The following is a 12371-nucleotide window of genomic DNA, read 5'->3' as shown; positions in this document are numbered from 1 at the left end:
CTATTAGTGGGGGACGCGCGAAAACCCCCACTGATAGAAGTTTCACTTTATTTATAACGAAACAAAGCTTGTTTCTTTTTACATTCCCATATGCAGCTAAACTTATTCCAAATTTTTTTAAATCAAAGAAAAAGAGCTGACTACTTGATCGTCAGCTCATATTATTAATGATCACGAGAAGCAATCAGATCACATATTTCTTCAAGCAGGCTTGCATCGGCTGTCACATTTCCTAAAGCAGATTTCGCCTCAGCAATATGTTCAGCTAATTTCTCTTTTGCACCGCTCATCGTAAGCAGTGATGGATATGTCGTTTTCTCATTTGAGCTATCTGATCCAACCCGCTTCCCTATTAACTCCTCATTTCCTTCAATATCCAAAATATCATCTCGGATTTGAAAAGCAATTCCTAAATGGAAAGCAAATGTCCTTAAATACTGAATATCACTTTCTGATGCATCCGCTAAAATAGCACCAGCTATAATACTGAACATTAACAGTTTTGCTGTCTTATTTTCGTGTACATATTCCAGTTCTGGCAATGTTAACGTTTTTGTTTCTGCTTCCATATCTAAGACTTGGCCGCCTACCATACCTTCCGGGCCAGCTGCTTTTACAAACTCTGATATTAAACGGACCTTCATTTCTGCCGTTACTTCAGGATTTTTTTCATTCACGATAACAGAGAAACATTGTGTTAATAAGCCATCTCCGGCTAAAACAGCCAATGCTTCACCAAAGACTTTATGATTTGTCGGTTTCCCCCGTCTTAAATCATCATCATCCATGCAAGGTAAATCATCATGTATAAGAGAATACGTATGAAGCATCTCAATTGCACAGCCAACAGCAATTCCAAGTTCTTCATTTTTTCCGTATGCTTGTAAAGTAGCAAGTACTAAAATCGGTCTTAATCTCTTCCCGCCGGCATTCAGCGAGTATAGCATCGATTCTTTAAGTGTCTCAGGCGCTTCTAAATATTTTATGAAATTTGGAAGACTTTCTTCAATTATCTTTTTTCTTGATGGAAGAAAGTCGTTTAATGTGACAGTCAAGATTTTTCTTCCTCCTGTAATTCGAATGGAGCTATTTGCCCATCTTCCCTTAAAATAAAATCCATCTGTTTTTCCACATGCTGCAGTTTATCATGGCAAAGCTTTGAAAGCTTCATTCCTTCCTGAAAATAATCGATCGCTTTTTCTAAAGGTACATCGCCTTCTTCTAATTTTGCCACAATTTTCTCCAGGTTTTGCATTGCTTCTTCAAATGTTAATTGTTCATCACTCATTAGTAGATCTCTCCTCTACTTTTTGAACTAAACAGTCAATCTGACCATCCTGAAGCTGAACTTTTAATGATCCGCCCTGTTCAACTTGTTTTATACTTTTAATCAGCTTATCATTTTGATAAGCAAGACTATAGCCCCGGTCCATTACTTTTAACGGGCTTAATGCATTAAGCCTGGCAATCGCTTCATTAAATTCAGAATGCTTATGCTTTATCGTAACATCCATTTCTCTCTTCAGCTTTTTTACAAGTGTCATATATGTTTCAGACGACCTTTTTACCTGGTCACGAGGATGAACCTGCAATAGTCTATTGCGTAAATAATTGAAATGTTCCCTCTGTAAGCGAATGGAATTATTAGACACTTTCGTAAAACGATCAACTAATAAATCAAGCTGCTGTTCTTTTTGCTCATATAATTGTTTTGGATAGCGGAAGGCATAAGATCTCTCATAATTACCCAATAGAGTTTTACCGTTCGTTACCTTTGTCTGCATCGCTCTAATAAGATTCATCTTTCTATTTGAGAGTCTTTCCAGCAGCTCAGAGAAATGCGGTACTGCCAGCTCTGCAGCCCCTGTCGGTGTAGGTGCCCTTAAATCAGCGACAAAATCAGCAATCGTATAATCTGTCTCATGTCCAACAGCAGAAATAATTGGAACAGACGACGTAAAAATAGCTCTTGCAACGATTTCTTCATTGAAAGCCCAAAGCTCTTCAATTGAACCGCCGCCGCGGCCCACAATTAATACGTCAATGGAGCCAAGTCCATTGGCTCGATCAATCGCTTCGGCTACCGATTCACCGGCCTTCACACCTTGTACCAGTGCTGGAATAAGAATCACTTTCGCTAAAGGATACCGTCTATTAATCGTCGTCAAAATATCACGGATCGCCGCACCAGTCGGGGAAGTAATGACACCAATCGTTTGCGGAAATTTCGGCAGCGGCTTTTTATGCTGCTGAGCAAATAATCCTTCCTGCTCAAGCTTCCTCTTTAATTCCTCATATGCTAAGTATAAGCTTCCAATACCGTCTGGCTGCATTTCCTTCACATATATTTGATAACCGCCATTTTGTTCATAAACCGTAATTTCCCCACGCAAAAGAACCTTCATCCCATTCTCAGGTCTGAATTTTAACGATTTGTTCGCGCCGGCAAACATGACACCCTGAATTCTCGCTTTTTCATCCTTTAACGTAAAATACATATGTCCGCGGCTGTGCATATTGAAGTTTGACAGCTCGCCTTTCACCCATATATCTCTAAGATGCGGGTCAACATCGAATTTTCGCTTAATATATTTTGTTAAAGCAGTGACAGTTACATATTTAATATCACTCAACTTTATAACACCTTATTTTTTTACTTTTTTCAATTCGTTTTTAGCAGATTGAACAGTATTATGCGCAAGCATTGTAATTGTCATTGGACCAACGCCGCCTGGTACAGGTGTTAAGTAGCTTGCAACTGATTTCGCTTCTTCAAAATCAACATCCCCGCAAAGCTTGCCTGTATCAAGACGATTAACACCAACATCAATAACGACAGCACCCGGCTTAATATCTTCACCTTTAATAAAGTTTGCGATACCAACTGCTGCAACTAGTACATCAGCCTCTTTCGTAAACTGCTGTAAATCTTTTGTTTTAGAGTGGCAATATGTAACCGTAGCATTTTCATTTAATAATAATTGTCCAACCGGCTTACCAACGATGTTGCTTCTGCCGACAACAACAACATTTTTACCAGTTAAATCAATACCAACTGATTTAATCATTTCCACTATTCCAGCAGGTGTACAAGGTAAGAAGCAATCTTGACCTGTCATCATGCGTCCAACATTAATCGGATGGAAACCGTCAACATCCTTTAAAGGTGAAATTTTCTCAATAACCGCTGTTTCATTAATATGGTCTGGTAATGGAAGCTGAACTAAAATCCCATGTACTGCATCATCATTATTATATTTCTCAATAACATCAAGAAGGCCATTTTCAGATAATGTTGTCGGGAAATTTTCTAATGTAAACTCAATTCCGATTTCTTCTGCCGCTTTTTGCTTACCTGTAACATAAGAAACAGATGCTGGATTATCCCCAACTAAAATAACGACTAATTTAGGTGTAACGCCTTCGCTTTTTAATTGCTCTACTTCTTTCGCTAAATCAAGTCTCTTTTGCTTTGCAAGCTCTTTACCGCTAATAATTGTTGCTGTCATATTTTTCGCTCCTTAATTAATCTGTTTACGATAATGCCTTATTTACATTTTCTAATACAGCATTAATAAATTTACTTGAATGATCGTCACCAAATATTTTTGCTAGCTCAATTGCTTCATCTAATGTTACATGTGCAGGGATATCATTTTCATATTTTAGTTCGTAAACTGACATACGTAAAATAACACGATCAATATGTGCTAAACGATCAATCGTCCAATTTACTAAGTTTGGTGAGATAAGTTCATCAAGCTCTTGTTTATGCTCTACCGTTCCATAAACGATTCTATTCATAAATTCATCAGCTGATTTACCGTTGAGTGCATGTTCAATGGCTTCGTTTGGTAGAATATCGCTCACATCAATTTGGAATAATGCTTGTAATGCCTTTTCTCTCGCTGTTCTTCGCTTCATTTTTTCTTACCCCTTTAACGTATATCACTAAATAAAATCATATCATATTTAAATAGCAGATTCATTAGTAAATACCGAATAAAATCATATATATCTTTCAAATCATTCGTACTTTCCAAATGATAATCATTACTTATTATGTTAACACTTAAAATTATCCGTATACATCATAATTTATATTAATAATGAAAAACAAAAGAGGGGATAGCTACCCCTCTTTATCATTACATTTCTTGGTCAATCTCCACTTCAGAAGTTTTCGTCTCAAATTGAACTCCAACTACATGGATATTCACTTCATTAATTTCTAAAGCTGTCATATTTAATAGTGTTTGACGAATATTATTTTGGATTTTCTGGGCAACAGTTGGAATCGATATACCGAAAAGCATCACACAATATACATCAATGACAATACCTTCATCAGATAATTCAACCTTTACACCTTTGCCATGATTCTTCTTACCGAGACGTTCGGCAACACCTGCGGCGAAATTACCGCGCATAGATGCAACTCCTTCGATTTCCGAAGCCGCTATTCCAGCAATAACTTCAATTACTTCCGGTGCAATTTCCACTTTCCCTAATCCTGTATCTTCCTGATTCATTTCTAACAATGTATTTTCGTTCAAGGTTCAGCACCTCCGTATTAAATTTAAGAATTCATTACATCATAAATCTCTAAAAACTTCGTATTGAATTCCCCGTCAATAAATTGCTCATGGTCCATTAGCTTCAAATGGAATGGAATAGTCGTTGAAATTCCATCAATAACGAACTCACTTAAAGCACGCTTCATCCGTGCAATCGCTTCTTCCCTCGTCGCCCCGTATGTGATCAGTTTTGCAATCATTGAATCATAATAAGGCGGAATGGAATATCCAGGATATGCTGCTGAGTCCACTCTAACACCTAGACCGCCTGGCGGCAAGTACATTTCAATTTTTCCTGGTGACGGCATAAAGTTTTTCATCGGGTTTTCAGCATTTATTCTGCATTCAATTGACCAGCCCTTAAATGTAACTTCCTCTTGAGTAACAGAAAGCTTTTCACCTGATGCGACTTTAATCATTTCTTTTATAAGATCAATCCCGGTAACCATCTCTGTAACCGGATGCTCTACTTGAATTCTTGTATTCATTTCCATGAAGTAGAACTTTTTCTCACGATAATCATAAATAAATTCAATTGTACCTGCACCAACGTAAGAAACAGCTTCTGCTGCCTTTACTGCAGCTGCACCCATTTTCTCACGCATCTCTTCATCAATAGCCGGTGAAGGTGTTTCTTCAATCAGCTTTTGCAGACGTCTTTGGATAGAGCAGTCACGTTCGCCAAGGTGAATAACATTTCCATATGTATCAGCCATTACCTGGATTTCAACATGTCTAAAGTCTTGAATATACTTTTCAATATAAACACCTGGATTACCGAAAGCTGTCGCAGCCTCTCTTTGTGTGATCGCAAGCCCTTTAATAAGTTCCTCTTCATTTTTAGCAACACGGATTCCTTTACCGCCGCCTCCTGCTGTTGCTTTTATAATGACTGGATAACCTATTTCCTCCGATAAGGCAATAGCCTCTGCATCACTTTCAATAATACCTTGTGAACCTGGTACGATTGGAACACCAGCAGCTTTCATCGTCTCGCGGGCAACATCTTTTGTTCCCATTTTTGAAATAGCTTCTGCACCTGGTCCAACGAAGATAAGATTCACTTCTTTACACAGTTCAGCAAAATCAGCATTTTCTGCTAAGAACCCGTAACCCGGATGGATTGCATCACTGTTTGTTAATTTTGCAACACTTATAATATTAGTGAAATTTAAATAGCTGTCCTTTGAAGCAGTCGGACCGATACACAACGCTTCATCTGCAAGCTGAACATGAAGTGATTCTTTATCAGCTTCTGAATATACTGCAACCGTTTCTATACCAAGCTCTTTACAAGCACGTATAATCCGTACTGCAATCTCTCCCCGGTTGGCAATCAGTAATTTTTTAATCATTTTTTCTCTCCTTACTTTAAGCCTTTACAAGGAATAAAGGTTGTCCGTATTCAACTAATTGTCCGTTTTCCACTAAAATCTCAACGATTTCTCCGCTTACTTCCGCTTCAATCTCGTTAAATAATTTCATCGCTTCTACGATACATACAACAGATTGCGACTGTACCTTTGACCCGATTTGTACATACGGACCAGCCTCAGGTGATGATGCAGAATAAAATGTTCCAACCATCGGCGATGTGATTTTATGTAAGTTTGTATCCTCTTGTTTTTGTTCAGCCTTTACTTCTTCCTGCTGAACAGGAGCAGGTGCTTGCTGAACACGCTCTTGAACAACTGGCGGTGCAGCTGTAACGCTTTGAACAACTGTTTCCGCTTCTTGTGTTCGTTTTCTTAACTCAATTTTTGAACCGTCATGCTCATACGTAAATTTATCAATTGTAGAATTGTCAATTAACTTTATAAGTTCTCTAATTTCTTGAATCTTTAACATTTTGGGCACCCCTTAGTGAAATTACTTCTATTTACGCCTCTGTCATAGCAATCAGCCTGGCAGAAACATAGGAGCTAAGCTTTATATCTAGTACTAAAACTTAGTATCATAATTTTATTTTACGATAAATTACTATATAAATTCAATAATAATTGTATCTGAATAAAGTTCATAACACAATGTGTGCCCAGATTATTAAAAAACCGCTGCTAAAAACAGCAGCGGTAGAAGAGCAAATATTTTATTCCGTCGGCTCAAAGCGAACCGCAATATCATCCATTTCCTTCATCTCATCTCTGACTAATGCAATAATGTCGTTAGCGGCTTTTGGATTATGCTCTTTCTTTGATTTCACTGTAATTTTTACATCATTTCCCTCTGCACGAACTAACGCATCTTCGTATCCTTTAGATTTAATTAATGTTTCAAGAATAGTTTCTTTTGCTGCTGCATCTGCTAATGATTCCATTTCATCATATGCGTCATTTTTTTCCTCTGCTGATGCATCTTTATTCGCAACGATTGCTTGCAGCTGCTCTTTCTTTTCATTTCGCTGATCTTCTACTTTCATGCGAATGGATGTGAATAACTCGTCGCTGGCAACACTCGAAATAACCGTGCCGTCTTCCATTTTTTCTGTCTGAATTTCATCCTGCTGTTCTTCTGTTTTCACTTCTTCTGCAGGCTTTTGCTCAGCTGTATTACTCCCAGTGGTATTATTCTCTTCTGTCATTTCTTTCTCCGTTTCATTTACAGGTTCCTTATTATCTGTCATTGCCATATTGCTGCTCCCGCCTTCAGGAGAAGTAACATAATAAACGGACAATACAACTACTAAACTTAACATCGTTAATAACCAAACTGTTTGTTTTTTCAACATTTTTAGAATCCTCCCTTTATTTTTTCGGGGCCACTGCGACACGGTGACTTGGTACCCCTAAAGCACGTGTTACTGCTTCCACAATTGTCTGCTTTATATGAATGTTGTCAGCACCTTTAGCAACGATAAGAACTCCTCTTATTTCAGGCTTCTTCGTCTGCAATACAATCGGTGTCTCTTGTTCACCGTTTCTAATGATGACAACTTGTTCGTCATTTGACTTATCTTCTACTTTTCTTGTCCCGCCTTCACGGTCTGTTTCTTCTGTCACCTGATTTTGTGCAACACTGTTTTTCTCGAGAACTTTCATTGATGTTGCATCAACATTAACGATAACAGATACATCATCGATTCCTGCAACTGTCTCCAGCACTTCTTTCAGCTGGTTTTCATACTCATTTTCAAAATCTTTAATCGTGGAGCCTTTTTCCTCGTTCTTCGTTTGCTTAAACACTTCTGTATTCTCATTTTCTACTGGATTTGCCACCGGAAGTGCTGCATCTTCTCCAGGCTGTTTCGAGAAAAGATTACTTATAAGCATGAAAGCAATTCCCAAAACTAATACGATAACAAAATATTGATATTTTCCTTGTTTTTTAGAATCGGATTTTTGTAATAATTGTTTTATTTTTTGAAAGAATGATTGTTTACTCATGCAATGACTCCTCTCCCCCTTTCATTTGCAGTAATATCTTCTCCTGATCTACTTCCCACACTTTTGCTAAATACGTTATAATTTCCTTTTCTTCTTTCCCTGGCACTGTATCTTCTCTCACTTGTTCTTTTGATGTATCAATATCAACTTTTTTTACCACTTCCACTGCCTCGTCCTCTTTATTGGCTGCTCGCAAGACAACTTCAACATGCTGTAGATCTTTTCCCGAGTCGATTTTCTTCACTTCATCTGATTGGGATAGAAGGATTCGATCAATTGCTACTTCATAATTTTCCACCAGCTCCTCTTCTGCCATCTCTTTCATTTGGACAGCCATTTGTTCTAAAATATATGCACGTTGTGATGCTTCTATTTCACTTTTCTGCTTTTCCATTAAATTTTTTACTTCGGCATCATTTTCTGACTGGATAGAAAGCTGGGCTAATACTTCATCCATATCCGCTGAAAAAAGTTTGAAAATCGGATTAATAATGACGACAATAAGCAGCAGGCTGATAACGATCTTCGCATATTTTTGCATTGCTGAACTCGGAAGGAGCAAATCGATTATCACAGCAAGTAAAATAAATAAAATAATATTTGTAATCCAACCAGTTAAAAACTCCATATCATCACCTCTTTAACGAACCATCATCGTTAAATTTCCAGCGGCAATAATGACTGTCAAGCTTAGGAAAAACATTAATGAGACAATAGCTAATGCGGCGAAAATATAAATAACACTTTTGCTTATAATATCTAGACATTTAATAATTGGACCGCCGCCTAATGGCTGCAAAATTGCCGCTGCAAATTTATAGATAAGAGCAAGAGAAAGTATTTTTAAAGCTGGGAAAGCTGCAATAAAGAGCAGTACAGCGACACCAATAATACCGACTGTGTTTTTTAGCAGAACAGAAGCACTTATAACCGTATCTGTTGCATCTGTAAACATTCTTCCTAGAACCGGAATAAAGTTGCCTGTTATAAACTTCGCTGTCCGGATCGCAATCCCATCCGTAACTGCGGCTGATGCTCCCTGAACGGAAATAACACCTAGAAATATCGTTAAGAATGCTCCAAGTAAACCAATGCTTATATTTCTTAGCAGCTGGGCAAGCTGGGTAACTTTATACTGGTCTGTAAGCGTACTGACAATGCTTAAAAGCGCTGATAAGAAGAGCAAAGGCAATACAATGTTTTTAATTAAAATACCGCTCGTATTCATGAGGAAAATGATAACCGGGTGAAAAAAAGCGGCTGAAATAAGTCCGCCTGAGGAAGCGATTAAAGCTAAAAGAAGAGGTATTAACGCAAAGATGAAATTCGTCATCGTTTCAATTGCTTCATTTGTATATTGGATTGCGACATGAAAGCTGTTTAAAGCAATGATCATTAAAACCATATAGACGAGGGCATACGCTACTTTACTAACAGTACTCTGGCTGAATGCATTTTGCAGAAGCTGTAAAATCACACTGAATACAGTAAGTAAAATTAACGTCCCCAGCAGTTTTCCATTTGCTAATAATTCATGGAATAAGAACTGCAGCAAAGCTTTCATCCATTCAGAAAAAGATAGTTCTTTTTCACCGCTTAAAAACTGCAGCAGGCTGCCTTTCTGGCTCTCCGGCAAAAATCCCCCATATTCATGAATAATGTCATCCCAATATCCTTTCACTTCCTCAATACCTAACTTTTCCACTTGTTCGTTTACAAAGCTTTCTTGTTCTTCCTTTGGCGGATCTTCGGAAGCTTGTACAATTACCGGAAAAGAAAACATGATGACTAGTGAAATGATCGAGAGAATCGTTCTCATACATTTAGCCCTCCCGCTGAAAATACGTTTAAGATCCTGGTATCATACCGATAACTGTTTCAATAATGACTGTTAAAATTGGAATGGCCATCGTCAAAATCAAAATTTTACCGCCGAGCTCAATTTTTGATGCAATTGCCCCCTGCCCAGCATCTTTCGTAATTTGAGCGCCGAATTCAGCTATATAGGCGATACCAATTATTTTTAAAATGGTTTCTACATAAATTAAATTCACATTTGCATTTACTGCGATTTTCTCGACCATACGAATAATTTCATATACTTTATCAATTAAAAATAAAAAAATAACACAGCCGACAAAGACGACGAGCATAAAAGCAAAGGTGGGCTTTTGTTCTTTTACAATTAAAGCAAGAAATGTCGCAACTAATCCTATTCCAACAATTTGAATGATTTCAATCGCTAAGCCCCCCTTAACCTTGGAAAAGAAAGACTGCCTTAATTTTTTTAAACAGGTCATCAACAATCGAGGCGACCATAAACAGAATATAAATGAAGCCAAGCAATGTGACCCATTGTGCATATTCTTTCTTCCCCATTTGGTCTAAAACAGTATGCAAAAACGCAACGACGATCCCGATTCCCGCAATTTGAAATATAATATTTATGTCAATGCCCATTGCCCTTTACTCCCTTCACCTAAAGGCTTTACATTAATAAGATAATAAGCAGGAGCCCAGATAAAAAACCTAAGCTTTTAACGAGCCTTTCATATCTCGTTTGCCTGTCAACAGCATCTGCTTCTTCTCTTTCTAAATGCGATAAAGTAAGTTTTATATGTTTCTGCTGTGAAAGCCGGTCATGCTGTCCCAATGTTTCACCAAATTGTTTTAATACTTCCAGCTCCCCATGCTTAAATGCCGTTAAATGAAGCACTTCTTCGATACTCTCATCCCAGGCAGTTTTCACGCTCGTATGTCCTTTTTTAAGCTTGCTTGCAAAAAGTTCAAAAAATGGCGACAATGGTTTTCGCATTTGCTTTGCGAGGTTTTCAGCCGCAACAGTAAGCGGTGTATGTGCGTACATAATTTCTGCTTCAAGTGATTGTAAAGCAACTTTTAACTGTCTTAGCTGTCTCGTTCTTTCACTTAAATGTCTTGCTGCTTCAAAACCAATCCATGTTGTTGCAATTAAAATAAAAACAGCACCTAAAATTTTAATCATGTCATCACATCACAATTTAGTAAAAGTTTTCCTTCATTATTTAATATTTTCTGAACAGTGCCTGGTCCATTTCTTCTTGACAGCTCAACGAATCTTTCAAATACATTTAATTCAAGCAGCGGTTTTAAAGACGGTCTTTTCATAAGATCATGCATCGTATAGCCGTGAACAGTGACGAAAAGCTGGACACCTGCATGGACAGCTTCAAGAATAGCTTCTGTGTCGTCTAATCTTCCAATCTCATCAACGACTAAAACATCAGGGCTCATTGAGCGAATCATCATCATCATTCCCTCTGCTTTTGGACAGGCATCGAGCACGTCCACTCTTTCTCCGAATGTATGCTGCGGAATACCTCTTACAGAACCGGCGATTTCAGAGCGTTCATCAATAATACCAACTTTTCTTGAAGCAACTGTTTCATTCCCAGTGCTTATAATCCTTGCAAAATCACGAAGCAATGTCGTCTTACCGGTTTGCGGCGGACCTATAATCAGTGTATTAAGCCATTTCCCTTTATAAACAAATGGGATATACTTTTCAGCAATTCCTGCTTTCTCCCTTGCAATCCGTATGTTATAAGAAGTAATATCACGGATCGCTTTTACTTTTCCTCCCTCGGTAATAACTCTCCCCGCCATGCCGACACGGTGACCCCCACATATTGTAATAAATCCTTTCTTCAATTCTTCTTCTAATGTATAAATCGAATATTGGCTGAAATCGTTAAGTAAGGACATAATATCTTCCGTCGTTGGATAATATGGCAAAAATATCGGTTTCCCCATCGTCACTATTTCCAGTCTCTTATTAATCCTGATCCTGATTTCTTCCATCTTATTAATATAGAGGTGATCCAACTTTATTAAATGTTCCCTAATTGAGTCAGGAAGTATTTCCATAATCTCATTCACAATTCTTCCTCCAATTTAGCCAATTTCGTTACTCTAAATGTATGCCAGCTTGGACATTATATGACTGAAATACTCAGTTAAACGGACTCGGATTTACTTATAAATACCGAATAAGATAAAAAACACACCAATTCCGATAAAAACCAGCTTTCCATATGAAACTTGATCAGCAATGTGAAAAATTCCAATTGTCATTGTAATAATAAAAACAATTGGCCCAACAATTGCCAGTAAAGAGTTCACAATAACCGCTTTTTTTACATCATTTAAAATAAGCATGACAATAGCTGCAGAAAATTCTATTGAGGCAGATAACATCCGAAGTCCTGCCATTGTTAAAACGGTGGAATCAAATTTAGAAAAGAAACTTTTCATGTTGTCCTCCCTTAATTAAAGTTTGTACAACATATGCACACAGAGGAAAATTTAGAAATGAAAAGGAAGGAATAAAGTGAAACTTCCATCAGTGGGGTTTTTCATCCCCCACTGATGG

At 37.7% G+C, this 12371-nt stretch carries 17 protein-coding genes; all 17 read right to left on the bottom strand.

The features are described from left to right. Window positions 1–164: 164 nt before the first annotated feature. Complete coding sequence (locus tag BFA01S_RS18155) at window positions 165–1055, bottom strand: polyprenyl synthetase family protein (protein ID WP_066234052.1); 891 nt, start codon at window positions 1053–1055, stop codon at window positions 165–167. Next, entirely contained in the window at window positions 1052–1288 is a 237-nt protein-coding gene (locus tag BFA01S_RS18150) for an exodeoxyribonuclease VII small subunit (RefSeq protein WP_066234049.1), read from the bottom strand. Before BFA01S_RS18150 ends, BFA01S_RS18155 begins: the two co-directional genes overlap by 4 nt. Further along, entirely contained in the window at window positions 1281–2633 is a 1353-nt protein-coding gene (gene xseA, locus BFA01S_RS18145; RefSeq protein WP_066234047.1) for an exodeoxyribonuclease VII large subunit, read from the bottom strand. The genes BFA01S_RS18150 and xseA overlap by 8 nt, the downstream gene beginning before the upstream one ends. Before the next feature lie 12 nt (window positions 2634–2645). Beyond that, window positions 2646–3509: a bifunctional methylenetetrahydrofolate dehydrogenase/methenyltetrahydrofolate cyclohydrolase FolD gene (gene folD, locus BFA01S_RS18140; protein ID WP_066234044.1), complete on the bottom strand. Its 864-nt coding sequence runs from the start codon at window positions 3507–3509 to the stop codon at window positions 2646–2648. Window positions 3510–3534: 25 nt separating this feature from the next. Further along, entirely contained in the window at window positions 3535–3924 is a 390-nt protein-coding gene (nusB, locus tag BFA01S_RS18135; protein ID WP_066234041.1) for a transcription antitermination factor NusB, read from the bottom strand. A gap of 224 nt (window positions 3925–4148) precedes the next feature. Continuing rightward, window positions 4149–4556, bottom strand: coding sequence for an Asp23/Gls24 family envelope stress response protein (locus tag BFA01S_RS18130; RefSeq protein WP_066234038.1), 408 nt, complete (start codon window positions 4554–4556; stop codon window positions 4149–4151). 23 nt (window positions 4557–4579) lie between these two features. After that, on the bottom strand, window positions 4580–5932 hold the full coding sequence (gene accC, locus BFA01S_RS18125) for an acetyl-CoA carboxylase biotin carboxylase subunit (protein WP_066234035.1): 1353 nt from the start codon (window positions 5930–5932) through the stop codon (window positions 4580–4582). 16 nt (window positions 5933–5948) lie between these two features. Then, a complete protein-coding gene (gene accB / locus BFA01S_RS18120; RefSeq protein WP_066234033.1) occupies window positions 5949–6425 on the bottom strand; it encodes an acetyl-CoA carboxylase biotin carboxyl carrier protein in 477 nt (158 codons plus the stop codon). Window positions 6426–6666: 241 nt separating this feature from the next. After that, entirely contained in the window at window positions 6667–7305 is a 639-nt protein-coding gene (locus BFA01S_RS18115) for a SpoIIIAH-like family protein (RefSeq protein ID WP_066234030.1), read from the bottom strand. Window positions 7306–7321: 16 nt separating this feature from the next. After that, window positions 7322–7960 (bottom strand): stage III sporulation protein AG, encoded by a 639-nt coding sequence (gene spoIIIAG / locus BFA01S_RS18110; RefSeq protein WP_066234027.1) that lies wholly within the window; start codon window positions 7958–7960, stop codon window positions 7322–7324. Next, window positions 7953–8588 carry a stage III sporulation protein AF gene (spoIIIAF, locus tag BFA01S_RS18105; RefSeq protein WP_066234024.1) on the bottom strand — a complete coding sequence of 212 codons (636 nt, stop codon included), beginning with the start codon at window positions 8586–8588 and terminating at the stop codon, window positions 7953–7955. The genes spoIIIAG and spoIIIAF overlap by 8 nt, the downstream gene beginning before the upstream one ends. 12 nt (window positions 8589–8600) lie before the next feature. After that, window positions 8601–9779 carry a stage III sporulation protein AE gene (gene spoIIIAE / locus BFA01S_RS18100; protein ID WP_066234021.1) on the bottom strand — a complete coding sequence of 393 codons (1179 nt, stop codon included), beginning with the start codon at window positions 9777–9779 and terminating at the stop codon, window positions 8601–8603. Window positions 9780–9807: 28 nt separating this feature from the next. Next, window positions 9808–10260 (bottom strand): stage III sporulation protein AD, encoded by a 453-nt coding sequence (spoIIIAD, locus tag BFA01S_RS18095; RefSeq protein ID WP_082800070.1) that lies wholly within the window; start codon window positions 10258–10260, stop codon window positions 9808–9810. Beyond that, a complete protein-coding gene (gene spoIIIAC / locus BFA01S_RS18090; RefSeq protein WP_066234018.1) occupies window positions 10214–10420 on the bottom strand; it encodes a stage III sporulation protein AC in 207 nt (68 codons plus the stop codon). The genes spoIIIAD and spoIIIAC overlap by 47 nt, the downstream gene beginning before the upstream one ends. A gap of 28 nt (window positions 10421–10448) precedes the next feature. Then, a complete protein-coding gene (gene spoIIIAB, locus BFA01S_RS18085) occupies window positions 10449–10964 on the bottom strand; it encodes a stage III sporulation protein SpoIIIAB (protein WP_066234016.1) in 516 nt (171 codons plus the stop codon). Then, entirely contained in the window at window positions 10961–11878 is a 918-nt protein-coding gene (gene spoIIIAA, locus BFA01S_RS18080) for a stage III sporulation protein AA (protein WP_066234011.1), read from the bottom strand. Before spoIIIAA ends, spoIIIAB begins: the two co-directional genes overlap by 4 nt. Window positions 11879–11971: 93 nt before the next feature. After that, window positions 11972–12253: a YqhV family protein gene (locus tag BFA01S_RS18075; RefSeq protein WP_066234009.1), complete on the bottom strand. Its 282-nt coding sequence runs from the start codon at window positions 12251–12253 to the stop codon at window positions 11972–11974. Between the last annotated feature and the right edge of the window lie 118 nt (window positions 12254–12371).

This window comes from Metabacillus fastidiosus NBRC 101226, from assembly GCF_001591625.1.
In the GTDB taxonomy this organism is placed as follows: domain Bacteria; phylum Bacillota; class Bacilli; order Bacillales; family Bacillaceae; genus Metabacillus; species Metabacillus fastidiosus.
This window is presented reverse-complemented; position numbering and strand designations above follow the sequence as displayed.

Excerpts from the sequence above, each read along its gene's own strand:
- spoIIIAF (WP_066234024.1), bottom strand. The coding sequence starts at position 8,588 with ATGGAGTTTTTAACTGGTTGGATTACAAATATTATTTTATTTATTTTA.
- spoIIIAD (WP_082800070.1), bottom strand. The coding sequence starts at position 10,260 with ATGACCTGTTTAAAAAAATTAAGGCAGTCTTTCTTTTCCAAGGTTAAG.
- accC (WP_066234035.1), bottom strand. The coding sequence starts at position 5,932 with ATGATTAAAAAATTACTGATTGCCAACCGGGGAGAGATTGCAGTACGG.
- spoIIIAE (WP_066234021.1), bottom strand. The coding sequence starts at position 9,779 with ATGAGAACGATTCTCTCGATCATTTCACTAGTCATCATGTTTTCTTTT.
- folD (WP_066234044.1), bottom strand. The coding sequence starts at position 3,509 with ATGACAGCAACAATTATTAGCGGTAAAGAGCTTGCAAAGCAAAAGAGA.
- BFA01S_RS18150 (WP_066234049.1), bottom strand. The coding sequence starts at position 1,288 with ATGAGTGATGAACAATTAACATTTGAAGAAGCAATGCAAAACCTGGAG.
- BFA01S_RS18115 (WP_066234030.1), bottom strand. The coding sequence starts at position 7,305 with ATGTTGAAAAAACAAACAGTTTGGTTATTAACGATGTTAAGTTTAGTA.
- accB (WP_066234033.1), bottom strand. The coding sequence starts at position 6,425 with ATGTTAAAGATTCAAGAAATTAGAGAACTTATAAAGTTAATTGACAAT.
- spoIIIAG (WP_066234027.1), bottom strand. The coding sequence starts at position 7,960 with ATGAGTAAACAATCATTCTTTCAAAAAATAAAACAATTATTACAAAAA.
- spoIIIAC (WP_066234018.1), bottom strand. The coding sequence starts at position 10,420 with ATGGGCATTGACATAAATATTATATTTCAAATTGCGGGAATCGGGATC.
- nusB (WP_066234041.1), bottom strand. The coding sequence starts at position 3,924 with ATGAAGCGAAGAACAGCGAGAGAAAAGGCATTACAAGCATTATTCCAA.
- BFA01S_RS18075 (WP_066234009.1), bottom strand. The coding sequence starts at position 12,253 with ATGAAAAGTTTCTTTTCTAAATTTGATTCCACCGTTTTAACAATGGCA.
- spoIIIAB (WP_066234016.1), bottom strand. The coding sequence starts at position 10,964 with ATGATTAAAATTTTAGGTGCTGTTTTTATTTTAATTGCAACAACATGG.